The 23422-nt window shown below is 67.4% G+C and carries 23 protein-coding genes and 1 pseudogene; 13 read left to right on the top strand and 11 right to left on the bottom strand.

Annotated features, from left to right (window positions below):
- On the bottom strand, positions 1-412 hold a 412-nt coding region (locus sphst_RS21310), incomplete at its 3' end, for a hypothetical protein (protein ID WP_234387671.1).
- Here sphst_RS21310 and sphst_RS14350 point away from each other — a divergent pair.
- Positions 411-2813 (top strand): glycoside hydrolase family 3 protein, encoded by a 2403-nt coding sequence (locus sphst_RS14350; protein WP_234387670.1) that lies wholly within the window; start codon positions 411-413, stop codon positions 2811-2813. The genes sphst_RS21310 and sphst_RS14350 overlap by 2 nt on opposite strands.
- A gap of 22 nt (positions 2814-2835) precedes the next feature.
- Here sphst_RS14350 and sphst_RS14345 read toward each other — a convergent pair whose 3' ends face one another.
- Both sphst_RS14345 and sphst_RS20695 read right to left on the bottom strand, forming a co-directional pair.
- Complete coding sequence (locus tag sphst_RS14345) at positions 2836-4362, bottom strand: hypothetical protein (RefSeq protein WP_107045725.1); 1527 nt, start codon at positions 4360-4362, stop codon at positions 2836-2838.
- Positions 4363-4804: 442 nt separating this feature from the next.
- Positions 4805-4975: a hypothetical protein gene (locus sphst_RS20695; RefSeq protein WP_159043649.1), complete on the bottom strand. Its 171-nt coding sequence runs from the start codon at positions 4973-4975 to the stop codon at positions 4805-4807.
- 274 nt (positions 4976-5249) lie between these two features.
- On the opposite strand from sphst_RS20695, the gene paoA reads away from it, so the two are divergent.
- The 4 genes from paoA (at position 5250) to sphst_RS14325 (ending at position 9710) form a co-directional block, all read left to right on the top strand.
- A complete protein-coding gene (paoA, locus tag sphst_RS14340; protein WP_031395452.1) occupies positions 5250-5891 on the top strand; it encodes an aldehyde dehydrogenase iron-sulfur subunit PaoA in 642 nt (213 codons plus the stop codon).
- Complete coding sequence (locus sphst_RS14335) at positions 5888-6838, top strand: FAD binding domain-containing protein (RefSeq protein ID WP_107045724.1); 951 nt, start codon at positions 5888-5890, stop codon at positions 6836-6838. The genes paoA and sphst_RS14335 overlap by 4 nt, the downstream gene beginning before the upstream one ends.
- 5 nt (positions 6839-6843) lie before the next feature.
- A complete protein-coding gene (gene paoC / locus sphst_RS14330) occupies positions 6844-9045 on the top strand; it encodes an aldehyde oxidoreductase molybdenum-binding subunit PaoC (RefSeq protein ID WP_031395450.1) in 2202 nt (733 codons plus the stop codon).
- 140 nt (positions 9046-9185) lie between these two features.
- The gene (locus tag sphst_RS14325) at positions 9186-9710 is read left to right on the top strand and encodes a gamma carbonic anhydrase family protein (RefSeq protein WP_031395449.1); all 525 of its coding nucleotides are present in this window, start codon (positions 9186-9188) and stop codon (positions 9708-9710) included.
- Positions 9711-9759: 49 nt separating this feature from the next.
- Here the strand turns inward: sphst_RS14325 and sphst_RS14320 are convergent, their stop codons facing one another.
- Positions 9760-12345: a M1 family metallopeptidase gene (locus sphst_RS14320; RefSeq protein ID WP_031395448.1), complete on the bottom strand. Its 2586-nt coding sequence runs from the start codon at positions 12343-12345 to the stop codon at positions 9760-9762.
- A gap of 128 nt (positions 12346-12473) precedes the next feature.
- On the opposite strand from sphst_RS14320, the gene sphst_RS14315 reads away from it, so the two are divergent.
- Positions 12474-13448 carry an NAD(P)H-dependent flavin oxidoreductase gene (locus tag sphst_RS14315; protein WP_031395447.1) on the top strand — a complete coding sequence of 325 codons (975 nt, stop codon included), beginning with the start codon at positions 12474-12476 and terminating at the stop codon, positions 13446-13448.
- Between the two features lie 36 nt (positions 13449-13484).
- Here sphst_RS14315 and sphst_RS14310 read toward each other — a convergent pair whose 3' ends face one another.
- The gene (locus sphst_RS14310; RefSeq protein ID WP_107045729.1) at positions 13485-13946 is read right to left on the bottom strand and encodes a DUF1465 family protein; all 462 of its coding nucleotides are present in this window, start codon (positions 13944-13946) and stop codon (positions 13485-13487) included.
- A 168-nt stretch (positions 13947-14114) separates the two neighbouring features.
- Positions 14115-14312 (bottom strand): YdcH family protein, encoded by a 198-nt coding sequence (locus sphst_RS14305; RefSeq protein WP_031393918.1) that lies wholly within the window; start codon positions 14310-14312, stop codon positions 14115-14117.
- A gap of 221 nt (positions 14313-14533) precedes the next feature.
- Here sphst_RS14305 and sphst_RS14300 point away from each other — a divergent pair, with 221 nt between their 5' ends.
- Positions 14534-14689, top strand: coding sequence for a YdcH family protein (locus tag sphst_RS14300; RefSeq protein WP_081874429.1), 156 nt, complete (start codon positions 14534-14536; stop codon positions 14687-14689).
- A 179-nt stretch (positions 14690-14868) separates the two neighbouring features.
- Here the strand turns inward: sphst_RS14300 and sphst_RS14295 are convergent, their stop codons facing one another.
- The 3 genes from sphst_RS14295 to sphst_RS21305 form a co-directional block, all read right to left on the bottom strand.
- On the bottom strand, positions 14869-15291 hold the full coding sequence (locus sphst_RS14295; RefSeq protein WP_234387669.1) for a PilZ domain-containing protein: 423 nt from the start codon (positions 15289-15291) through the stop codon (positions 14869-14871).
- Between the two features lie 87 nt (positions 15292-15378).
- Positions 15379-15840, bottom strand: coding sequence for an RNA polymerase-binding protein DksA (gene dksA, locus sphst_RS14290; RefSeq protein ID WP_031393916.1), 462 nt, complete (start codon positions 15838-15840; stop codon positions 15379-15381).
- Between the two features lie 523 nt (positions 15841-16363).
- Positions 16364-17053 (bottom strand): hypothetical protein, encoded by a 690-nt coding sequence (locus sphst_RS21305; RefSeq protein WP_234387668.1) that lies wholly within the window; start codon positions 17051-17053, stop codon positions 16364-16366.
- 1 nt (position 17054) lies between these two features.
- On the opposite strand from sphst_RS21305, the gene sphst_RS21300 reads away from it, so the two are divergent.
- Positions 17055-17309: a PEP-CTERM sorting domain-containing protein gene (locus sphst_RS21300; RefSeq protein WP_051916670.1), complete on the top strand. Its 255-nt coding sequence runs from the start codon at positions 17055-17057 to the stop codon at positions 17307-17309.
- Positions 17310-17386: 77 nt separating this feature from the next.
- Here the strand turns inward: sphst_RS21300 and sphst_RS14275 are convergent, their stop codons facing one another.
- The gene (locus tag sphst_RS14275) at positions 17387-17827 is read right to left on the bottom strand and encodes a host attachment family protein (RefSeq protein ID WP_031396300.1); all 441 of its coding nucleotides are present in this window, start codon (positions 17825-17827) and stop codon (positions 17387-17389) included.
- A gap of 97 nt (positions 17828-17924) precedes the next feature.
- On the opposite strand from sphst_RS14275, the gene serS reads away from it, so the two are divergent.
- From serS to sphst_RS14250, 5 genes are all read left to right on the top strand, one after another.
- A complete protein-coding gene (gene serS / locus sphst_RS14270) occupies positions 17925-19205 on the top strand; it encodes a serine--tRNA ligase (protein ID WP_107045722.1) in 1281 nt (426 codons plus the stop codon).
- Positions 19205-19969, top strand: a complete 765-nt coding sequence (surE, locus tag sphst_RS14265; protein ID WP_031396217.1) for a 5'/3'-nucleotidase SurE — start codon at positions 19205-19207, stop codon at positions 19967-19969. The genes serS and surE overlap by 1 nt, the downstream gene beginning before the upstream one ends.
- Entirely contained in the window at positions 19966-21186 is a 1221-nt protein-coding gene (locus sphst_RS14260; protein WP_234387667.1) for a peptidoglycan DD-metalloendopeptidase family protein, read from the top strand. Before surE ends, sphst_RS14260 begins: the two co-directional genes overlap by 4 nt.
- Positions 21187-21409: 223 nt before the next feature.
- On the top strand, positions 21410-22633 hold the full coding sequence (gene tyrS, locus sphst_RS14255) for a tyrosine--tRNA ligase (RefSeq protein WP_031395516.1): 1224 nt from the start codon (positions 21410-21412) through the stop codon (positions 22631-22633).
- A gap of 105 nt (positions 22634-22738) precedes the next feature.
- Positions 22739-23056 (top strand): PilZ domain-containing protein, encoded by a 318-nt coding sequence (locus tag sphst_RS14250; RefSeq protein ID WP_031395517.1) that lies wholly within the window; start codon positions 22739-22741, stop codon positions 23054-23056.
- 12 nt (positions 23057-23068) lie between these two features.
- Here the strand turns inward: sphst_RS14250 and sphst_RS21295 are convergent.
- Positions 23069-23422, bottom strand: a pseudogene (locus tag sphst_RS21295) (ATP-dependent DNA helicase RecG); the annotation flags it as partial.

The following is a 23422-nucleotide window of genomic DNA, read 5'->3' as shown; positions in this document are numbered from 1 at the left end:
CTGCGCCCCCGTGACGCTTGTAGCCGGCTTTCCGAGCGGTGCAGACAACACCGGAGTTCGGATGCCAGCTCGATCCTTCCCTTACCTTGTAACGTAAATGATTTGCCCGACGCCCCGCTGCGGCGATAGCAGGGTGGCAATGCCCGGGGGCGTCGGCATCAGTCGAAGCGCTTCGAACCGGGATCAGGGAGATAAGGATGTCGACGGGTTTCTCATCGGTGACGATCGCACTGCTGCTACAGACCGCGGCCTCGCCGATCGCGTCGCGACCGCCAGCCTCGCCGCCCCCTGCCCCTGCCCCGACATCTACTCCAACATCTGCTCCGACATCTGCCGCGCCAGCCGCAAACCCGGCGTCCACACCGCTTTCGGCGGTCGCGAATCCAGGCCTCTGGCCGACCGCCAAGGCCATGCCTTTGCGCGCCGCGAAGATCGAAGCGCGGCTCGACGCGATCGTCGCGCGCATGTCGATCGAGGACAAGGTCGGCCAGCTGATCCAGGTCGACATCGCCAGCATCACCCCCGCGGACCTGCGCACCTACAAGCTCGGCTCGATCCTCAACGGGGGCAATTCGGGGCCGAACGGCGACGATCTCGCGCCGCCGATCGAGTGGCTGAAGCTCGCGGATGCCTTTTACGATGCGTCGATGGCGCGCAGCGACGGTCGGCCCGCCATTCCGGTGATCTGGGGCACCGACGCGGTGCACGGCAACAACAACATTCCCGGTGCGACGCTCTTCCCGCATAATATCGGCCTTGGTGCGACGCGCGACCGTGACCTGATGCGCGAGATCGGCCATGTGACCGCGATCGAGACCGCCGCCGCCGGGATCGACTGGACCTTCGCGCCGACGCTCGCGGTGGTCCGCGACGATCGCTGGGGCCGCACCTATGAAAGCTATTCGGAAGAACCCGCGGTCCAGACCGATTTCGCCGGCGCGGTGATCGAGGGCGTGCAGGGCAAGGTCGGCACCAGGGATTTCCTTGCCCCCGACCGCGTGATCGCGACGACCAAGCATTTCCTCGGCGACGGCGGCACCGGCGGGCGCGACCAGGGCGATGCACTGATCCCCGAAACGACGCTGCGCGACATTCATCTCGGTGGCTACCCCGCCGCGATCGAGGCAGGTACGCAATCGGTGATGGCGAGCTTCTCGAGCTGGAACGGCGCCAAGATGCACGGCAATAAGAGCCTGCTGACCGGCGTGCTCAAAGACCGGCTGCATTTCGACGGCTTCGTGGTCGGTGACTGGAACGGCCACGGCCAGGTCGAGGGCTGTTCGAACGAGAGCTGCGCCGCCGCGATCAATGCCGGGCTCGACATGTTCATGTATTCGGGCAGCGGCTGGAAGACGCTTTACGCCAACACGCTGAAACAGGCGCAGTCGGGCGAGATCTCTGCCGCGCGGCTTGACGACGCGGTTCGCCGCATCCTCCGCGTCAAGCTGCGCGCGGGCACGTTCGACCGCGGGCGGCCGTCGTCGCGCGCGCTTGCGGGCAAGATGGAGCGGATCGGCGCGGCCGACCACCGTGCGATCGCGCGGCGGGCGGTGCGCGAGTCACTGGTGCTGCTCAAGAACCAAGGCGGGCTGCTGCCGCTCAAACCCTCGGCCAACATCCTGGTCGCGGGCGGCGGTGCCGATGATATCGCGCAACAGGCGGGCGGCTGGTCGCTGACCTGGCAGGGTAGCGGCCTCACCAATGCGAACTTCCCCAATGCCCAGTCGATCTGGTCGGGCATCGACGCGGCGGTCAAGGCGGCGGGCGGCACCGCGACGCTGTCGGCGAACGGCAACTTCGCGAAGAAGCCCGATGCTGCGATCGTCGTGTTCGGCGAACAGCCCTATGCCGAGTTCAAGGGCGACCGCCCGACGCTCGACTATAGCCCCGACGACAAGGCCGATCTCGCGCTGCTCCGCAAGCTCAAGGCGGCGGGCGTGCCGGTGGTGGCGGTATTCCTCTCCGGACGACCGCTCTGGGTGAACGCCGAGCTCAATGCCGCCGATGCGTTCGTCGCGGCGTTCCTGCCGGGCAGCGAGGGCGGCGGCGTCGCCGACGTGCTGTTCCGCACCAAGGACGGGCGCATCGCGAACGACTTCCGCGGCAAGCTCAGCTTCTCCTGGCCCAAACGCCCCGATCAATATGTGCTCAACAGGACAGACCCCGGCTATGACCCGCTGTTCGCCTACGGCTATGGGTTGAGCTACGCCAAGCCGGGCACCGTCGCGAAGCTCGACGAGACGCGCCCCGCCGGACTCGCCGTGGCATCGAGCGGCATCGTGTTCGGCAAGGGTCGCGTCCCCGAAGGCTGGTCGCTCGTCCTTGCCGAACAGGGGCAGTCGAAGGTCCGCCTCCTTGGCGTCAATGCCACGACGACGAACCGGCGGCTGACCGCCTCGGCGGTCGACCGCCGCCGCCAGGAGGATGCACGCAGCCTCGTCTGGTCGGGCGGTGCGGCCGAGGCACGCATCGAGGCGGATCGTCCGCTCGATCTCACGCGAGAAAGCAATGGCGAGTTGAGCCTCGTCGTCGACCTGCGCGTCGATCGCGCCGCCAGCGCGCCCGTCGCGCTCGGCATGGTCAGCCATGACGGCGCCGTGGTGAGCGTCCCGATCACCAGGACGCTCGCGACCGGTACGCCGGGCGAATGGCGGCAGGTCGTCGTGCCGCTGCATTGCTTTGCCAAGCGCGGTGTCGACATGGCGGATGTCACCGCACCCTTCGTGCTGGCGACCGACGGCGCGCTTGGCGTGTCGGTATCCGACGTGAGGATCGATTCGGCGCCGGTGCCGATGACCCAGTGCGGCGACTGAGGTCGATCGGCGTCGCGGCCGCCTAGACCGCGTTCGCGTCCAGCGGCGTCGTCCGCGGTTGGAGGCGGAACGGATCGAACCCCTGCGGCAGCCCGACGCTGACGGGATTCGGCAGGATCCGCCCTACCCGCGTCGCCGCGGCGACGACGTCGGGCGCGGTCCGGACCGCGTCGTCGACCGGGTCCGTCAACCGGTTGAGCGGCGTCGTCGTCGCGGAGCCGGTCGGCTGGACATAGCGCAGCGCCCAGTCGCGGGTCGTCTCGTCAGCGAGCCGGCGGATGACGAGCGCGCGCGCCGCGGCCGGGTCGCCCCGACAGACATACATCTGCATCGCGGCGCCAGGCACCAGTGCTTCGTCCAACAGCACCTCTGCGGTGACGGGTTCGGCGGCAGCGCTCTGTCCGGTCCGAGCGAGCGCACAGGCCTGCCAGGCTTTGACGAGCAGGACGGACGCGCGGTTGACGTTGCTCCCGTATCGTTTCGCCCGATCGAGAAAGACGTCGGCGCGCGTGAGGACCTGCGGCCAGTCGGTCTCCATCGCCGCCAGCTGCAGATAGGCGCCGTCGAGATTGAGGCCATTGCCCTGGTCGTCGGCCGGCACGGTCGTCGCGACCCTGGCGAGCAATGCCCGCGCCTCGTCATAGCGCCCTTGATGCGCCAGCGCCCTGGCGACGATCGGCGCGAGGAACACGCCCTCGCCCCGCGGCGCGCCCGCGGCCCGCGCCTCCACGGGCACCGCCGCTCGGGTGTCGATCCCGTCGAACATCGGCAAAAACAGGCCGAGCACCGCGGGATACGCCTCGAGGCGGGAGAGGCGACGCGCATAGGGTGTCGCGGTGTCGAAATCGGCAGCCGCCGCCCAGTCGCCGCGCAGCTCGTCGAGGTAGCGCCGGGACTGGGCAGCGAGATCGGCCCCGGCCCACTCGGCGATCCGCGGCCAGAGCGGCGCATAGCGTCGGTCGATATACAAGGTGAGGAGATCGTCCGGATCGCCGATCGTCGTGACGAGGTTTGCCGCCTCGTCAGTCGATGCGCCTGTCGACATCCGCATCGCCTCGCGCGTGCGGGACAAGGCTGCGGTCGAGCGTTCGGGCGCGAGCCCCGAACTGAAGCCGATCTCGCCGAGCCGGGCGTTGAGCCGGTCTGCCCGGCTCCGGTCGCCGATCTCGGTCAAACGCCCCGTCAACGCCATGACGACGTAGCGGTCGAAATGCCGCGTCATCTCAGGCGCAAGCCGGCTGGCCTGGAGGAGGAGATCCGCGGCGCGCTGCGGCGAGCCGGAAAACGTATAGATGCCCGTCGCGACGAGTTTCGGCCGCGGATCATCCGGCAGAAGCCGCAGCGCCTCCTCGATCGCCGCGACCGCGGGGCCGGTCGCCTGCGCGCTTGCGAGAACACCGGCCCGCACCGTCTGCACCATGCCGCGGAGCGGCGTCGGCCGCGGCAGTTTGGCAAGGACCGCATCGAGCCGGGCGATGTCGGGCGATCGTCCGGCAATCGCCGACGCTGCCTCCGCCATCACCGCGCGATCTGCGGGATCGGTCGTCATCGCTAGGGGATCTGCGACTTGGGCGCGGGCCACCCCTGGGGTCATGCCATAAGCCATCGTCGCGGCGACCGCGGTTAGCGCCATTCCAGATCTGAAAACCGGTCTCATGCTGTTCCCCTCTGCACAGATCCGAGCACAGGGCGCGCAGACTGTCCATCGCTCCATCTCCGACATTTTTTGACGTCGAGTCGCGGCACCGATGAAAGCGCGAGGATGCGGACTGCGCGAGTGCTGCAGCAACCGGCAGCGCGTACAGTCAGGACGAGCGACGCTGGTTACGGATCACCGCCGTTATCGGCTGCCTTAACTGGCATCGGCCGCGCGCGAGCGGATCAAACGCCGAGACGGGTCATGCCCAGACGGTCCAGCTGACGATCCTCAAAAACGGGACCTTTGCTGGCTCCACGACTGACGTGGTTTCGAAGCGCCGAGCGCCAGACCCTCAGGCGGGGTCCGCGCTGCCCTGTTCGGTGATCGGATGGAGCGAGGCGCGCACGTTGACCGACGTCAGCTCCTGTTCGATCCAGTCGACACAATCGCTGATCTTCGCGCCGACCAGCGCATTGCCGCCTTCGTCCGCGATGCGCAGCGCCTCCTCGAGGAGGAAAGCCATCGACCTCAGTCGAGCAACCGTCTGCGCGTAACTCTGCATCGCTCAATCCCTTGATCGTGATCATGACGATATCAGAATTGCGTGCGATTTGAAGGGTCAATGACGGTGTCGGATTGGGACTTTTGGCTTAGACCGTCGATTATCTCGGTCCCGCCCTATGGCGCGGCAGCCGCCTGATACCTATTTTTTCCGAGTTAGGGCGGATTCCGGCGTGGCGACGCAACCGGTTCCGTGGCGATCCGTTCGTTAGCGGATCAGGGAGCTTTAGATCTTTATGAACAGCAATGACGGAATTCCCGTATCGCGCCGTGGCGTGATCGCGGGTGGCGTAGCGACCGCGACCCTGACCGGGACCCCGGTGGGTGCGCAGGTTGCGGCACCGCAACAGACCCCGCCGACGACGATGCCGGTGACGCTCAAGGTCAATGGCCGCAATACCCTGATCGAGGTCGATACGCGGACGACCCTGCTCGACGCGCTGCGCGAGACGATGAAGCTGACGGGCACGAAGAAGGGCTGTGATCACGGTCAGTGCGGCGCCTGCACGGTCATCGTCGAGGGCCGACGGATCAACAGCTGTCTGACGCTCGCGGTGATGCACGAGGGCGACTCGATCACCACGATCGAGGGGCTGGGCACGCCGGAGAAGCTGCACGCGATGCAGGCCGCTTTCGTGAAGCATGACGGCTATCAGTGCGGCTATTGCACGCCGGGCCAGATCTGCTCCGCGGTCGCGACGCTCAACGAAATCAAGGAAGGCATCCCCAGCCATGCCACCGGCGACATCGCCGCCAAGCCGAAGGTGACGACCGCCGAACTTCAGGAACGGATGAGCGGCAATATCTGTCGCTGTGGCGCCTATTCGAACATCATCGACGCGATCCACGACGTCGCCGGCACGGAGCGCATGGCATGAAGGCCTTTACCTTCGAACGCGCCAAGACCGCGAGTGCCGCCGCGGCAGCGGCCGTCCGCACTCCCGGCGCCAAGTTCATCGCGGGCGGGACCAACCTGCTCGACCTGATGAAACTGCAGATCGAGACGCCGCAGCATCTGATCGACGTCAACGGCCTCGATCTCGATACGATCGCTCCGACCAGCGACGGCGGCCTGCGGATCGGTGCGCTGGTCCGCAACACCGACCTCGCCGCTGACGCCCGCGTCCGCAAGGATTACGGCGTGCTCAGCCGGGCACTCGTGTCGGGCGCGTCCGGCCAGTTGCGCAACAAGGCGACCACCGCGGGCAATCTACTGCAGCGGACCCGCTGCCCCTATTTCTACGATACGACCAAGCCCTGCAACAAACGCCAGCCGGGCAGCGGCTGCGCGGCAATCGGCGGCTTCAACCGCAATCTCGCGGTCATGGGGACCAGCGATGCCTGCATCGCGACGCATCCGAGCGACATGGCGGTCGCGATGCGGGTGCTCGATGCGACTGTCGAGACGGTCAATTCGGCCGGCGAGACGCGCGCCATCCCGATCGCCGACTTCCACCGGCTGCCGGGCACGACGCCGCATATCGAGACCGCGCTCGCCCCGGGTGAGCTGATCACCGCGGTCACGTTGCCAAAGCCGATCGGCGGCACCCACATCTACCAGAAGGTGCGTGACCGTGCCTCCTACGCGTTCGCTCTGGTGTCGGTCGCGGCGGTCGTCCAGCCCGATGGCCGCGGGCGCCTTGCCTTTGGCGGCCTGGCGCACAAGCCGTGGCGGGTCGAAGCTGCGGAGGCCCAACTGCCCAAGGGTGCCAAGGCCACGGCCGCAGCCGTCTTGGCTGGCGCCCGCACGACGTCGCAAAATGCATTCAAGCTGCCGCTGATCGAACGCACGATCCACGCAGTGCTCGAAGAAGCGAAGGCCTGATCGCCATGAAGTTCGACACCCCCGCAACGACCAACCCGATCGACCGCATGAAGGTCGTCGGCCAACCGGTCGACCGCATCGACGGCAAGCGCAAGACCACCGGAACCGCGCGCTATGCCTATGAACGCAACGACGCCGCCCCCAGCGCGGTCTATGGCTATATCATCGGCGCGGCGATCGCCAAGGGCCGGATCGAGCGGATCGATTTCGCCGAAGCCAAGGCCGCCCCGGGCGTCCTCGCCGTCGTCACGCATGAAAATGCCGGTACGGTAGCCAAGGCGCAGGCGCATACCGCCCGCATGCTCGCGGGCCCCGACGTCCAGCATTTCGATCAGGCGGTCGCGATCGTGGTTGCGTCGACGTTCGAACAGGCGCGCGCCGCCGCCAAGCTGGTCCGCGTCACCTATGCCCGCAGCGCCGGGAAGTTCGATCTCGCCGCGGAGAAATCCGCCGCGGTGAAGCCGAAGGACGGCAAGCCCGATACCGCGATCGGCGACTTCGCCGGCGCCTTTGCCAAGGCCCCGGTCAAGCTCGACCAGACCTATACCACGCCCGATCAGAGCCATGCGATGATGGAACCACACGCAACGACCGCTGCGTGGACGGGGTCGAAGCTGACGCTGTGGACCTCGAACCAGATGCTCAACTGGGCGGTGCGCGACATGAGCGAGACGCTCGGCATCCCCAAGGAGGACATCCACGTCCTGTCGCCCTTCGTCGGCGGCGGCTTCGGGTCGAAGCTCTGGATCCGCAGCGATGCGGTGATGGCCGCGCTCGCCTCGCGCGCGATCGGCGGCAAGCCGGTCAAGGTTGCGCTGACCCGTCCGCAGATCATGAACAACACCACGCACCGTCCGGCAACGATCCAGCGGCTGCGGATCGGCGCGCGCAAGGACGGCACGATCACCGCGATCGCGCATGAAAGCTGGTCGGGCGATCTCCCCGGTGGCGGACCCGAGACCGCGCCGAACGTCACCCGGCTGCTCTATGCAGGCGCGAACCGGATGACCGCGACGCGGCTCGCGACGCTCGACCTTCCCGAGGGGAACGCGATGCGCGCCCCCGGCGAGGCGGTCGGGCTGCTCGCGCTCGAGGCGGCGATGGACGAGCTTGCCGAGACGCTGAAAATGGATCCGGTCCAGCTGCGTATCGTCAATGATACGCAGGTCGATCCCGAATCGCCCAAGCGTGCGTTCTCGCACCGCGATCTCGTCGGCTGTCTCAGGACGGGCGCGGAGCGGTTCGGCTGGAACAAGCGCAATCCCGTGCCGGGCCAGGTCCGCGAAGGCCGGTGGCTCATCGGCATGGGCATGGCATCCGCCTTCCGCGACAATGTCACGATGAAGTCGGGCGCGCGCGTCGGAATCGACAAGAAGGGCGTCGTCACAGTCGCCACCGACATGACCGACATCGGCACCGGCAGCTACACGATCATCGCGCAGACCGCGGCCGAGATGATGGGCGTACCGCTCGACAAGGTGATTGTCCTGCTCGGTGACAGCAGCTTCCCCGTCTCGTCCGGTTCGGGCGGCCAATGGGGCGGCAACAGCTCGACTGCGGGCGTCTATGCGGCCTGTTCGGCCCTGCGCGACAGCGTCGCACGCAAGCTCGGCTTCGACCCGACCGACATCGTCTTCGAGGACGGTAAGGTGAAGTCGGGCAACCGCAGCGTTTCGTTGGCCGAGGCGGCGGGCGATGCAGGCCTGTCGGCGGAGGACTCGATCGAGTTCGGCGATCTGACCAAGACCTATGCGCAGTCGACCTTCGGCGCGCATTTCGTCGAGGTCGCGGTCGATTCGGCGACCGGCGAGGTTCGGGTGCGCCGGATGAGCGGTGCGTTTGCCGCCGGGCGAATCCTCAACCCCAAATCGGCGCGCAGCCAGGTCATCGGTGCGATGACCATGGGTGTCGGTGCGGCACTGATGGAGGACGCGGTCGTCGACAAAAGGTTCGGCTATTTCGTCAATCACGACATGGCCGAATATCATGTCCCGGTGCATGCCGACGTGCCCTATCAGGACGTGTTCTTCATGGACGAGACCGATGCCAAGTCGTCGCCGATGAAGGCCAAGGGCGTCGGCGAGCTCGGCATCTGCGGCGTCGGTGCTGCGGTCGCGAATGCGGTCTACAATGCCTGCGGCGTCCGGATCCGCGAATATCCGCTGACGCTCGACAAGGTGATCAAGGGCATGCCGCCCGTCGCCTGAAATACCGTCGCCTGACGGCCTGTCCTGCCACCCTTGCAGACGATCCCGCCGTATCGCAGACATCGAACCGATGATCTGCGGTGCGGCGGTGTCGTTTCGGGCTTCGTCGCAGCCCGCGGGTTCGACGGAGAGACGTTGCGATGCCGCTTTATGCCCTGGGCGACAAACGCCCCACCTGCCACCCAACCGCCTGGGTCGCGCCAAGCGCCGATCTGATCGCCGATGTCCAGCTGGGCGAGGCGGCGAGCGTGTGGTTCGGGGCGGTCGTCCGCGCGGACAATACGCCGATCGTCATCGGCGCGCGGAGCAACATCCAGGAGGGCGCGATGCTCCATTCGGATCCCGGCGCGCCGCTTCGGATCGGCGAGGATTGCACGATCGGCCATCACGCCATCCTTCACGGCTGTACGGTCGGCGACCGGTCGCTGATCGGCATGGGGGCGATCCTGCTCAACCATGCGGTGATTCCGGAGGACTGCATCGTCGGCGCCGGCGCGCTCGTCACGGAGGGCAAGACCTTCCCCGCGGGCAGCCTGATCATCGGCAGCCCTGCCCGCGCGGTCCGGCAGCTCGATGCGCAGGCGATCGCGGCGCTCCGCGTCTCCGCCCGGCATTATGTCGAGAAGGCCCGCGCCTGCGCGAGCGGGCTGACGCGTATCGACTAGGGGTGAGCGCCGGCCCCCGGGACATTGCCCGGGGTCCGGTGCCGCTGTGTCAGCGGGCGACCCACTTGGTGACGGCGGGACGCAGCTGGTCGGCGGCGGCCTTGCGGACCGCGATCGTCGACAGCGACCGCGTCACGCCGCCCCGTGACGAGGCGGGCAGATATTTGTCCGCAAAGGCGCTGATCTTCCCCGGCATCGCCGGATCGTTCGAGCCCGCGCCAAGCCCGACGATATAGCCCGATCGCGTGCTCGCCTCGAGGAAGCTCTCGACCAGCTCACGGTTTGCGACCGCCCAGTCAAACGCCAGGTCGGGATGCGCCCCCGCGACGGCGCGGAGCAGCCCGGCCTTTTGCGGCGCGGAGATCGTGTCGGTCTTGAGCAGCGCGAGCGCCCGCCCCGCAGTTGCGGGATCGCGCGCGGCCCCGAGCAGCGTCACGAACCGGTTCTTGGCAACCGGGCTCTTCTCCGCCTTGGCAAGCGCCAGCAGCGCATCCCATTCCGCCGGGGTCGCATTGACCGCATAGGTCGACAGGATCGGCTGGCGGATCGCCGGCGGGATCGCGGTCGGATCGGTCGCCAGCGCCGCGACGTAGCGCCGCGCGCGGTCCGCGACGCCCGTATCGCCATTGGTGCCGAGGCGCCCGACCAGCGTCTCGCGCAAATTGCTCGTCAGCGGCGATTCGCCCGGTTTAGCCTCGAAGCCGATCCGCGCGAGCACGGGACCGAGGATCGCGACCGACCGCGCGCGCAGCGGCGCCTCGAGCGGGGTGTCGTCGTACAGCCCGGTGATCCGCCCGAGCGCACCTGCGACCGACGACCATTCGAGCGGATCCGCGTCCGGCCCGACCTTGTCCATTACCGCGAAATAGCGCGACAGGTCCTGATAGCCGCCCGCCGCGAGTGCGAAATCATCGCCCAGCGTGCCCAGCCGGTCGGCCAGGTCTAGTCTGGCATAGTCGCGTACGATCGCGGCATGCCCCGCATCGTCGTACATCACGCGGGTATAACTGCCCTTGCCGCGGTTGAGGACGACTGTACCGCATCCCCGGATCGTGACTCGCGACGGCGCTGCGCCGGTGACGATCGTCGCCGTCTGCGCACCGCCAAGATTGCCCACGACCAGCGGCACGTGCCATGTCTGCGGCGTCTTCGATGCCGCATCCAGCCCGAACCGCCCCTGCGTCAGCGTCGCGGTCGTGACGCCGCCATTGCAGGTCGCGCCCGTCATCGTCACCAGCGGCACGCCGCCCTGCAAGGTGAAGTCGTGCGCGATCTCGGCGACCGGCTTGCCCGCGGCTGCGGACAATTCGGCCCAGAGCTGTTCGGTGACCGTGTTGCCATATTTATATTTGGCCATGTAGCTGCGGATGCCCTTGCGGAACACGTCGGGGCCGAGCGTTGATTCGAGCATGCCGATCACGGCCTGCCCCTTCGAATAGGTGATGCCGTCGAACGCTTCGCCGATCTGGTCGACGGTCTCGACCTTGCGGATGATCGGGTGCGTCGCGGACGTTGCGTCGATCCCCATCGCCCCCTCGCGCTCGCCCGACACCGCGGCCGCCTCGGACTTCCACGCGGGCACGAGCACGCCGCTCGACTTGCCCTCCATCCACGAGGCGAACCCCTCGTTCAGCCACAGATCGTCCCACCACGCCATGGTGACGAGATCGCCGAACCACTGGTGCGCCATTTCATGCGCAACCACGGTGTAGATACGCTGCTTGGCGCTTTCGGTCGCGCGCTTGGGATCGAACAGCAGCTCGTTCTCGAAATAGAAGATCGCGCCCCAATTCTCCATCGCGCCGAAAAACTGGCTCGATCCCGGCCCCGCGATCATGTCCATCTTGGGCAGCGGATAGGGCTGGCCGAAATAATCGTTGTAATAGGCGAGCAGGTCCTTCGCGGCGGCGAGCGCATAATCGCCCTGATCGACGACTCCCTTGCGGCTGATGATGCCGATCTCGGTCTTGCCCGCCATCACCGTCTTGCGCTCCATGTCCCCCATGCCGAGGAACAGCAGATAGCTCGACATCAGCGGCGTCTCGCCGAACTTGTAGAGCTGCGTGCCGTCCGCCTGCTTCGTGATCGCCGTCGCAGGCATGTTCGAGAAGGCCAGCTGCGCGCCCGGCGCGACCGCAGACAGGCGGAACTTCGCCTTCAACGCGGGCTCGTCCCACATCGGTGCGAACCGGCGCGCGTCGGGGGCCTCGAACTGCGTCGCGAGCATCCGCGATGACGAGCCGTCGGCATTGGCATAGTCGATCGCGAACAGCCCGGACGCGGACTGGTTGATCTTGCCCGTCCAGGCAAAGGCCAGGCTGTGCCGCCCGACGCTCGTCGCCGCGGGCAGCGTCACCGTGAGCAGCTGTGCGGCAGCGTCCGCCTTCATGGTGGCGGGGCGGCCGTCGAACGTCGCCGACGTGATGTTCAAATCCGCCGCGTTCAACTGGATCGTCCGGGTCGCCTGCTTGACGTCGATGGTCACCGTCTCGGTCCCGCTGAACGTCATCGCCTTCGCGTCCGGGCGCACTTGGATATCGTACAGGATCGGCACGACGCTGCGCGGCAACTGACCTGCGGCAAGCGCGGGCGCAGACACGGACAGCGCCAGCAAGGCGGCAACGGCAAACTTCATGGCGGCACATCTCCGGAACATTCTATGCCGACCGCTCTAAGCATTTGCGGTCCCATGGCAATCACACGTGACTGCCGCTCTAACCAGAGTGCTAGCGCAGCCGTTTCGGCTGCGCTATGAAACGCGCCATGACCGTACCCGCTATTCTAAAGAGCCTGCGCCTGCCCGTGATCGGGTCGCCGCTGTTCATCATTTCCGGACCCGACCTGGTGATCGCCCAGTGCGAGGCGGGGATCGTCGGATCCTTCCCAGCGCTCAATGCGCGACCGCAGGCGATGCTCGACGAATGGCTCCACCGGATCACCGAGGAACTGAGCGCGCACAACCGCGCCAATCCCGATCGCCCCGCCGCGCCGTTCGCGGTCAATCAGATCGTCCACAAGTCGAACGACCGGCTCGAACGCGATCTCGAAACCTGTGCCAAATGGCAGGTGCCGATCGTGATCACCTCGCTCGGCGCGCGTGAGGATCTGAACACCGCGGTGCATGGCTGGGGCGGGATCACGCTGCACGACGTCATCGACGACCGGTTCGCGCGCAAGGCGATCGAAAAGGGTGCCGACGGCCTGATCGCGGTCGCCGCGGGCGCCGGCGGCCATGCCGGACGACTGTCGCCCTTCGCGATCATCCAGGAGATTCGCCAGTGGTTCGACGGCCCGCTTGCGCTGTCGGGCGCGATCGCGACCGGCGACGCGGTGCTCGCGGCGCAGGCGATGGGCGCGGATTTCGGCTATATCGGCTCGCCCTTCATCGCGACGCTCGAGGCGAATGCCGATCAGGCCTATAAGGACGGCATCGTCGCGGGGCGCGCAGCGGACATCGTCTATTCGAACCTGTTCACCGGCGTGCACGGCAATTACCTGCGCGCGTCGATCGTCGCGGCGGGGATGGATCCCGATGCGCTGCCCGAGGGTGATCTGAAGACGATGAACTTCGGGGCCGGCGCCAATGCCGAGGGTGGATCGAAGCCCAAGGCGTGGAAGGATATCTGGGGATCGGGCCAGGGGATCGGCGCGGTCACCGCGGTCGAGAGCGTCGCCGACCGCGTCGACCGGCTCGAGCGCGAATATCGCGCGGCACGCACCCGGCTCGGCCTCGCCTAGGCCAGGCCCGTCTGACAATACGCCCCGCCAGCGATGCTAGAGCACGCGGGCGAGGCGATCCTGCATCGACAAGGCGGGGCTCGCGACGGGCCGTGGCGCATCGAGCGCGGCGTCGAGCAGCGCGACGCGCCGGTGAAGCTGCATGCTCGCGGTGATCAACGCCCTCGCGCTGGGTGGAAACGCCGCCAGCATCGCGTCATCGGTCACCGGCGCCTCGCCGAGCCGCCGCGCCGGATCCAGCGCCTCGCCCCGCGTGAGTTCACCCGCCTGGACCGCGCGCTGCGTCAGCAACCACGCGAGGACATGGAGCAACCGGGTCGTGACCTTGAGCGATTCGCAACTCAGTGTGACGCGGACGAGCGGTTCGAGCCCGTCCCGGTCGGTCCGTCCCGTATCGTCGAAATAGGCCCGCGCCTCTTCGGCCAGCCGCATCGCCTCACGGTACAGCGCACCGATCATGCGGTCTTGCAGGGGCAGTTCGGGCGGTCGACCAATCATTCTGCCCGACTGCCATAGCCGCATCGCCGCGCCCATCGGGAAAACGCAGCGATGCGCCAGGATGTGTCCCGAAACGCGCCGCTTCGATCGACCGCTTGATCAATATTATGTCGTGATTTGAAGGCGCTGGCCGAAATCACGCCCCGCATTCGTGCCTGCCCGGACGGATCAGGCGATGATGTCGGGGATCAACTGGTCCTCGAACGCGGCAATTTCGTCGCGCAGCCGCAGCTTGCGCTTCTTGAGCCGGGCGATCTGCAGCTGGTCGGGAACGGTGAGCGACCAGAGCGCGGCGATCGCCGAATCGAGGTCGCGATGCTCGGTCCGGATTTCGTCCAGCCGGACCCTGATCTGTGCCTCGTCCACCATCATGTCCTTCGCCCACCCCTGCTACGCGGTCCTTAGCAAATGCATGGCATTGCGCGAGCACCAAAAACTACCCGGCGCGCGCCGTCGGGGGCCACAGGACTCGGCCCGTCGCACGCGACGGCTCGCCCGGTCGATTCACCAATCTTCGTTAAAGACTTTTTGGTGCGGCGATGGTTTACTCGTGACCCCAACACGAATGCAGAAGGAGTTTTTCCACCATGCAAACGACGCACCAGGCTGCGCTGGAAACCAAGCATCAAATGCTCGACCGCCGGATTTCCGAAGAGGTACACCGGCCTATGCCCGACGCGCTGGCGCTCGCAGGACTGAAGAAGCAGAAGCTTCGCCTGAAGGAAGAACTCGCCAACCTCTAGACCCAACGCCGTTCGTGGCGACGGGCGATCGGCCTGTCGTCACGCGGTTCCGGCTTTTCCGATTCCTTCCCCCTCGGGAAAGCCGGACTGGCGGGGTGCCGGATACGCCCTGCCCCCCCCCGGCCGTCCATTCGGACGTGCTTGGCGAGATGCCGCTGCCCCGATCTACTGAAACGACGTTACCGCGACCGCGGCTCCCGGAACACGATCGGCTTGGCGAAGGTCGGCGTCGTCTGCCCCTGCCCGACTGATTTGCGCGCCTTCATCGGGTCGATCGTCTCGTCGAGCGCGATTCCCAGACGGCCCTGCGTGCACCACGCCACCCGTCCGGTAACCTCACCAATCCCGCGCAGGTCGATCGTGACCGGCGTATCGACGGCGAGCGGCCGATCGAACTCGATCATCAGCCCGCCTTCGGACAGGTTGCGGACCCGCACCTCGTACACACCCGCACCGTCGGCATAGCTGAACCGCGCAATCATCAGCAGGCTGTCACGAACCGGCCGGTTCTGGCCCGGGTCTGCGCTATCCTCGACGGACTCCCCGGCGCCGGCCCCTGCCGCACCCTCGGTGCCCAACGACCCTTGGTTTCTCATGTCCATCCGTGTTCCTGTGTCCCGACGTCGAGATATGCGTCGCATATATCAGAAGGCGGACCACGTGCCTATGCGCTGTTCGCCGACCCGATATCAGTCCTCGCGGGAGATTTTTTCGTTGCGCTCGTGGCGTTCCTGCGCCTCCACGGTCATCGTCGCGATCGGCCGCGCCTCGAGGCGTGCCAGGCTGATCGGTTCGCCCGTGACTTCGCAATAGCCATATTCGCCATCGTCGATGCGGCGGATCGCCGCCTCGATCTTCGAGACGAGCTTGCGCTGGCGATCCCGGGTCCGCAGTTCGATCGACCAGTCGGTTTCGCTCGACGCACGGTCGGTCAGATCCGCCTCGCGCAGCGAATCGACCTGCAGCTGCGACAAGGTTTCCTGCGATTCCCGAAGGATAGCGTCCTTCCACTGCTGCAGCTTCTGCCGGAAATAGGCCTGCTGACGCAGGCTCATGAACGGCTCGTCCGCCGTCGGTCGATAGCCATCGGCATCATTGGCTGCTGCAAGATTGGTACCGTGCTCGTCTACGCGATTCATTACCGTTGCCATACCACTCTCCCTCTGGCCGGTCGGCGCGAAAAGCCGCGTCTCGAAGCCACCCCCAAATGGTGAAAGGGCCTATAGTCTTACGTGTTCCGGACCACAAGCGAGCAGACTTGCGCTTGGATCGATAATGAAGACACATTCTTGCGTACCGATGCATCCGGGTTACACCGCCTGCCTACTGCCTCAGCGAGTCCCGCGAACGAGCCCGTCGCCATGATCCCGGATGCGACAACTGTCCCGCCACGGCACGGTCTGCGTATTGAGCGCCCCGCCCGTCGCGATATTGTAAGAATGACCACCAGATCACGTCATGGGCGCTTGCGCTTAACGCTTTGTTTTGCGCTTTGTGCGAACACGGTGTCCGAGTGCCGTGAACGCGATCCGACGTCGTCTGCGCGTCGGCAACGAGAGAGACTTTGAGTATGTCGGTGCGGATGGCCTTGGCCAAATTATGCGCGTGCGCCTGCGGAGGCGCGATCATCGGCGGCGGCGCCGTCCATGTCGCCGAACGTCCGAAGCGCGCGATTCAGGCCAAGACGATGACCAAGCGCGTTGTCCCCCGCCAGATTGGCGCCGTTGCCCGTCCGCGCATCCGTCGCGTCGTCACGACACGGACGACCGCCTGCGCGCCGGCCATGGTGACGGTCGCCAATGCGCCCCCGGTCCCAGTGGGGTTCGCCGACCCGTTCGTAGGCGGCGCCGGCAGCCCGACCGCCGTGCCGGTAAACAGCGGCGGCGGCTTTTTCGGCGGCGGTGGCCCGGGTGGCGGCTTTGGCGGCGGCGGCTTTGGCGGCGGTTTCTTCGGCGGCGGCGGCTCGGGCGGCAGCATCGTGATATCGTCGACCTCGAGCGGTGGTTCATCGAGCACGAGCGGCGGTTCATCGAGCACGAGCGGCGGCTCGACCTCGAGCGGTGGCGTCAGCAGCACCTCGTCGACCGGCGGGTCATCCACCGGCGGGTCATCCACGGGCGGATCATCGACGGGCGGATCGTCGTCCAGCACCGGCGGGGGTTCGGTGTCGAGCACCTCGTCGTCCGCCAGCGGCGGGAGCAGCGGTAACGTATCCTCCTCGTCGAGCGGTAACGTATCGTCGTCGTCCAGCGGTAACGTGTCCTCCTCGTCCAGTGGCAATGTCTCGTCGTCGTCGAGCGGGAACGTTTCCTCCTCGTCAAGCGGCAACGTCGCGTCGTCGACCAGCAGCAGTTCGGGCGGCACCGTGTCGTCGACCAGCAGCGGATCGAGCTCGACCTCGTCGTCGAGCTATGGATCGAGCAGCGCAGGCTGGAGCAGCAATGGCGGCTGGAGCTCGAACGGCGGCTGGCATGGCTCGAACGGCGGTGGCAATGGCAGCACCGGGTCGAGCGGCGGGCCACCCGCCCCCGTTCCGGCACCCCCGATGGTGCTGCTGTTCGGCGCCGCGGCCGCGGCCCTCGTAGCGCGTCGGCGGTTCACGAAGCGCGCCGCGCACTGATCCTGCATAAATCTCGGACATGAAAAAAGGCCCGCAACAACGTGTTGCGGGCCTTTTCAACTATCGGGTGGCAATGATCAGGCGTTCTTGAGCGCCGTCTCGATGTCCGCAATCGGATGCCCGGTGAGATCCTTTGCGAGCTCACCCGCGAGCCTGCTGCTGACCGCCTTGTGATAATGTTTGCGCATCTCCCCCAGCGTCCTGGGCGGCGCGACGATGACGAGCGAATCGAAATCGTTCTTCAACGCACGCGTCTTGAGCAGCTCGGCCGCGTCGGCGGCGAACCGGTCTTCCTCGATTTGATGGAAATCGGTGGGTTCGACCGAGCTCTGCGCGGCACCCTGCGGGGACGAGGCGCGGCCGGCCGAGTCGGTCGCCTGGTCGCGCGTCGCGGGGTTCTCTTGCTCGACCGCCTCTTCGACGACCAGGTTAGGAAAGGCGGCATCGCCCTCGTTGCGCAGGAACAACATCTTGCGGCCATCGGCGACCATGACGACGGACTTGTGCGGAAGATCCACGGGCTTTCTCCTCTTTGATCTGTGCCTCTGCCCTCCCCAACGTCCCGCGGGCGCACCGGGTTGCGCGCGCTTGCCGGCCTCGGCATAGCCTAGCGCCATGCATGATATCCGTCTGATCCGTGAAAACCCCGCCGCGTTCGACGCAGCCCTCGCCCGCCGCGGCGCTGCCCCCGCCAGCGACCGGCTCGTCGCCCTCGACGAGCGCCGCCGTGCTACGATCGCGGAGGCGCAGGGCGCGCAGACCCGCCGCAACGAGCTGTCCAAGGCAATCGGCCAGGCCAAGGCGCAAAAGGACGAGCCACGCGCGCAGGCGTTGATGGCGGAAGTTGCCGCGCTGAAGGCCGCGCTGCCGACGCTCGAGGCCGACGAGGCGGCGCTGACCGCCGAGCTCGATGCGGCGCTCGCGGCTATCCCCAATCTGCCCGCATCGGACGTCCCTGCGGGGGTCGACGAGAGCGGGAATGTGCTCGTCCATGCACGCGGGACGAAGCCCGACTTCGCCTTCGCCCCGCGCGAGCATGACGTCGTCGGCCCGGCGATCGGGCTCGATTTCGAGACCGGCGTTGCGATGTCCGGTGCCCGTTTCACGCTGGTACGCGGCCCCGCCGCACGGCTGCAGCGCGCCCTCGGCCAGTTCATGCTCGACCGGCTGACGCGCGATCACGGCTTCGAGGAAGTCGCGCCGCCGTTGCTGGTGCGCGACGAGGCGGTGTTCGGCACGGGCCAGCTGCCCAAGTTTGCCGAGGACCTGTTCCGCACCACCGACGGCCGCTGGCTGATCCCGACCGCAGAGGTCAGCCTGACCAACATCGTGCGCGAACGGATCCTGACCGAAGGCGAACTGCCGCTCCGCTTCGCCGCGCTGACGCCGTGTTTCCGCTCGGAGGCAGGGTCGGCCGGTCGCGACACCCGCGGCTATATTCGCCAGCACCAGTTCGACAAGGTCGAGATGGTCGCGATCGTCACCCCGGACCAGTCCGAGGCCGAGCACGAGCGGATGACGCAGTGCGCCGAGGGCGTGCTCGACGCGTTGCAGCTTCCGTTCAGGCGGATGCTTCTATGCGGTGGCGATATGGGCTTCACCGCAGCACGCACCTATGATCTCGAAGTCTGGCTCCCCGGCCAGGCGCAGTATCGCGAGATATCCAGCATCTCGACCTGCACCGATTTTCAGGCGCGGCGCATGAACGCGCGCTATCGCCCCGAGGGTGAGAAGGCGACGCGGTTCGTCCACACGCTCAACGGCTCCAGCCTCGCGGTCGGCCGCACGCTCGTCGCGGTGATCGAGAATTATCAGCAGGCGGATGGCGCGGTCGCGGTGCCGACTGCGCTCCAGCCCTATCTGGGCGGCCTCACCCTGCTCAAGCCCGCTGCCTGATGCGGATCCTGCTGACCAATGACGACGGTTATCATGCGCGCGGGCTGAAGGTGCTCGAGGCGATCGCCGCGACGCTGTCCGACGATGTCTGGGTGGTGGCGCCGGCGGAGGAACAGTCGGGCGCGGGCCATTCGCTGACGCTGTCGCGACCGCTGCGCGTGCGCAAGTTCGCCGAGAAACGCTATGCCGTCGCCGGCACGCCGACCGATGCGGTGATGATGGCGCTGGCCCGCATCATGAAGGACAGCCCCCCCGACCTGATCCTGTCGGGGGTCAATCGCGGCGCCAACCTCGCCGAGGACGTGACCTATTCGGGCACAGTCTCCGCCGCGATGGAGGGTGCGCTGGCCGGGGTCCGGTCGATCGCGCTGAGCCAGGTCTATAGCCGGGAAGGCATGGGCGATTCGGTCCCGTTCGAGGTCGCGGCTGCCTGGGGCGAACGCGTCCTGCGCCCGCTGCTCGATGCGCCGCTCGCCCCCCGGACGCTCGTCAACGTCAACTTCCCCGTCGGCACGGCGGATGCGGTGCGCGGCATTCGCGTCGTCGGCCAGGGCCTGCGCGACTATGGCCGGTTGCAGATCGTCACCAACACCGACCCGCGCGGCTATGAGTATCACTGGTTCGCGCTGAGCGGCGCGGTCGAGACGCCGCTTCACGCGACCGATCTCGAGGCGATTGCGGACGGCTATATTTCGGTCACGCCGCTGCATCTCGATCTGACGCATGCCGAGTCGCTGGACATGCTGGGACGCGCCTACGCGTGACGCGCGCCGCCGCGATCCTGGGCGCGGCGCTGGCTCTCGCCGGGTGCATCCCGAGCGTCGACACGCCGGTCCGGTCCGACCGCGGGCCGCCGCCGCAGTCGCTCGAACGGATCCAGCGCCTCCCACCCGCCGACCCGCAGGACCGCTCCGCGAACGACGCGCGCGACCGCAGCGACGCCGCCCGATCCGACCCCTATGACGCTCCGCCGCGTCGGCGCACCTATCCGCGCCGCGCGGAGCGGCAGGACGCCAGCCCTGCCCCTTCACCCGTCCGGCGCGCCGATCGCATCCCCGTGCCCGTCTCGACGCTGCCCGCGCCGCGCCCCGCCTGGGAGGAGCGCCCGGTCGCGGCGGATGCGCAGCGGGTCGAGCAATCACTCTATACGGTCCGCCCGGGCGATACGCTGCTCGCCATCGCCGAACGTTCGGGGGCGAGCAGCGAGGCGATCGCGCGCGCCAACGCGATCGAACCGTCCTTCACGATCCAGACGGGACAGCGACTGACCATCCCGGCAGGCCGCTACCACCTCGTCCGGCGCGGCGAGACCGGGATCGCGATCGCTCGCGCCTACGGGGTCGCCTGGTCGCGCATCGTCACCGTCAACGCGCTGCTCGAACCCTATGTGCTGCGTGCGGGCCAGCGCATCGTCATCCCCGATACCGAAGGCGGCACCAGCCTTGCCGATCGAGCGGCTGCGTTCACGCTCGACGTCGACGACATCCTGACCGGCGGCGAGCCTGCGCTTGCGACCAACCAGGCGCCGGTCCGCCCGACCCCGACCCCGCGGCGCATCCTGCCGCCGAGCGCCGTCGTCACGGCGCCCGTACGGCTCGCGGGCGGCGGCTTCCTCTGGCCGGTCGACGGCCGCGTCGTGAAGCGGTTCGGCCACGGCGCCAGCGGCGAACGCAATGACGGCATAAAGATCGCGGTTCCGGTATCGACCCCGATCCGCGCCACCGCCGACGGCGTCGTCGCCTATGTCGGCGACGGCATTGCCGCGCTCGGCGGGCTGGTGATCGTCAAGCATGGCGGCGGCTGGACCAGCGTCTATGGCCATGCCTCGAAACTGCTGGTCCAGCGTGGCCAGAGCGTGAAGCGCGGCCAGACGATCGCGCTCTCAGGCGACACCGGATTCGCCGATCGCCCCGAACTCCATTTCGAACTCCGCAAGGGCCGCACCCCGGTCGACCCGTCGTCGCAGCTGCCGCGGATGTAACCGGCGTGTACGTTGCCTCGGACTCACCGTCCCAAAATCCGTCATCCTGACGAAAGTCAGGATCCAGAGCGATGAGCGCCAGGGCGTGTAACCCTGGATCCTGACTTTCGTCAGGATGAAGGTTGAGGATGTGATGACCGTCCAGAATGCGATGACGGCGGGACGTGACGATGACCACGCCGCCGGGATGACGGAGCGCACAACCGCTGCTAGTGGCTCCTCCATGACCTACCAGTCCGACCTGCTCACCACGCTGACCGCGCGCGGTTATGTCCACCAGATGACCGACGCCGCCGCGCTCGACGCGCTCGCGGGCAAGCAGGTCGTACCCGGCTATATCGGCTTCGACCCGACCGCGCCGTCGCTCCACGTCGGCAGCCTCGTCCAGATCATGCTACTCCGTCGGCTCCAGCAGACCGGCCACAAGCCGATCGTCCTGATGGGCGGCGGCACCGGCAAGATCGGCGATCCGAGCTTCAAGGACGAGGCGCGCAAGCTGCTCGGCGAGGACGGCATCAAGGCCAACGTCGCCTCGATCCGCCGCATCTTCGAACGCTTCCTGACGTTCGGCGACGGCCCCACGGACGCGGTGATGCTCGACAATGCCGAGTGGCTCGACGCGCTCGAATATATCCCGTTCCTGCGCGACGTCGGCCAGCATTTCTCGGTCAACCGGATGCTCGCCTTCGATTCGGTGAAGCTCCGCCTCGACCGCGAACAGTCGCTGAGCTTCCTCGAATTCAACTACATGATCCTTCAGGCGTACGACTTTCTCGAACTGTCGCGCCGCGCCGGCTGCCGGCTGCAGATGGGCGGCTCCGATCAATGGGGCAACATCGTCAACGGCATCGAGCTTTCGCGCCGGATGGACAGCACCGAGGTCTACGGCGTCACCACCCCGCTGATCACGACCGCGGACGGCGGCAAGATGGGCAAGACGATGTCGGGCGCGGTCTGGCTGCACGAGGACCAGCTGCCGCACTTCGATTACTGGCAGTTCTGGCGCAACACCGACGACCGCGACGTCGGCCGGTTCCTGCGGCTGTTCACCGACATGCCGCTCGACGAGATCGCGCGTCTCGAGGCGCTCGAAGGCGCGGAGATCAATGCCGCGAAGGTCGTCCTCGCGAACGAGGCGACCGCGATGTGCCGCGGCCGCGATGCCGCCGAGCAGGCCGCGGAGACCGCGCGCAAGACCTTCGAGGAAGGCGCGTCGGGCGACGCGCTGCCGAGTCTCGTCTGCACCGGGACCGGCATCGGCGTCGTCGAGGCGCTGGTCGGGCTCGGCTTCGTCGCATCGAACGGCGAAGCACGACGCAAGATCGGCGAAGGCGCAGTCCGTGTCGACGGCGAACCACTGCGCGACCCCGCCGCCACGATCCCCGTCGCCGCGCCGGTCCGCCTCAGCCTCGGCAAGAAGCGTCACGGAATGCTGCTGCCCGGCTGACCCGCCGGACCGGCACGGTCATGAACACTGCGTTAGGGATGGTTGGTGGCACGGGCTTCATGATGTCGGCCTAGCCCTCGACCGGGGCACAGCGGGGACTGACCAATGCCGAACCAAGCGATGTCGAGGCACGAGACGCGGTCTGAGCCGCGCGACGAAGTGATGCACCGCACGCGTGCGGCGGACAGCGCAGGCACCGAATTGAGGCTTACGTTGGTCAACGTCTCGCCAAGCGGCCTCATGGCGCGCTGCGACGGCGTTTTGGACGCCGGCGAGCGGCTCCACGTCCGCATGCCGATCGTCGGTGACATCCTCGCCCACGTCCGCTGGTCGCTCGGCGGACGGATCGGCTGCGCGTTCGACCGGACGATCCCGCCCAAGGCCTATTACGGCATGCTCGCGGCGATGCTCCGCACCAGCTGACCGGGCCGCCCGTCAGCCCGATCGCAGCAACGCCACCCCGGCATCGCGGTCGAACAGGTACAGCGCGGTGCGTGCCGCCTGCCCCCGCGGTCCCTCCAGCCCGCCGTCGCGATCGATCAGCAACCGCGCATCGTCATGCGCGCATTGCAGCAGGTCGGCCATCATGTCGGGCGTCGCGAGCCGGAACGCCATCTCGCCCGACTGCTTCGTGCCCAGCAGTTCGCCCGCGCCGCGCAACCGCAGATCCTCCTCGGCGATCCGGAAGCCGTCATTGGTCTCGCGCATCAAAGCCAGCCGCGCGCGCGACGTCTCGCTGAGCGAGTTCCCACGCATCAGCAGGCAGATCGACCGCCCGCTCCCGCTCCC

The organism is Sphingomonas sp. STIS6.2, assembly GCF_000732685.2.
GTDB classification, from domain to species: Bacteria; Pseudomonadota; Alphaproteobacteria; order Sphingomonadales; family Sphingomonadaceae; genus Sphingomonas; species Sphingomonas aerolata.
The sequence above is the reverse complement of the archived record's forward strand: the minus strand, read 5'-3'. Positions and strand labels throughout refer to the sequence as shown.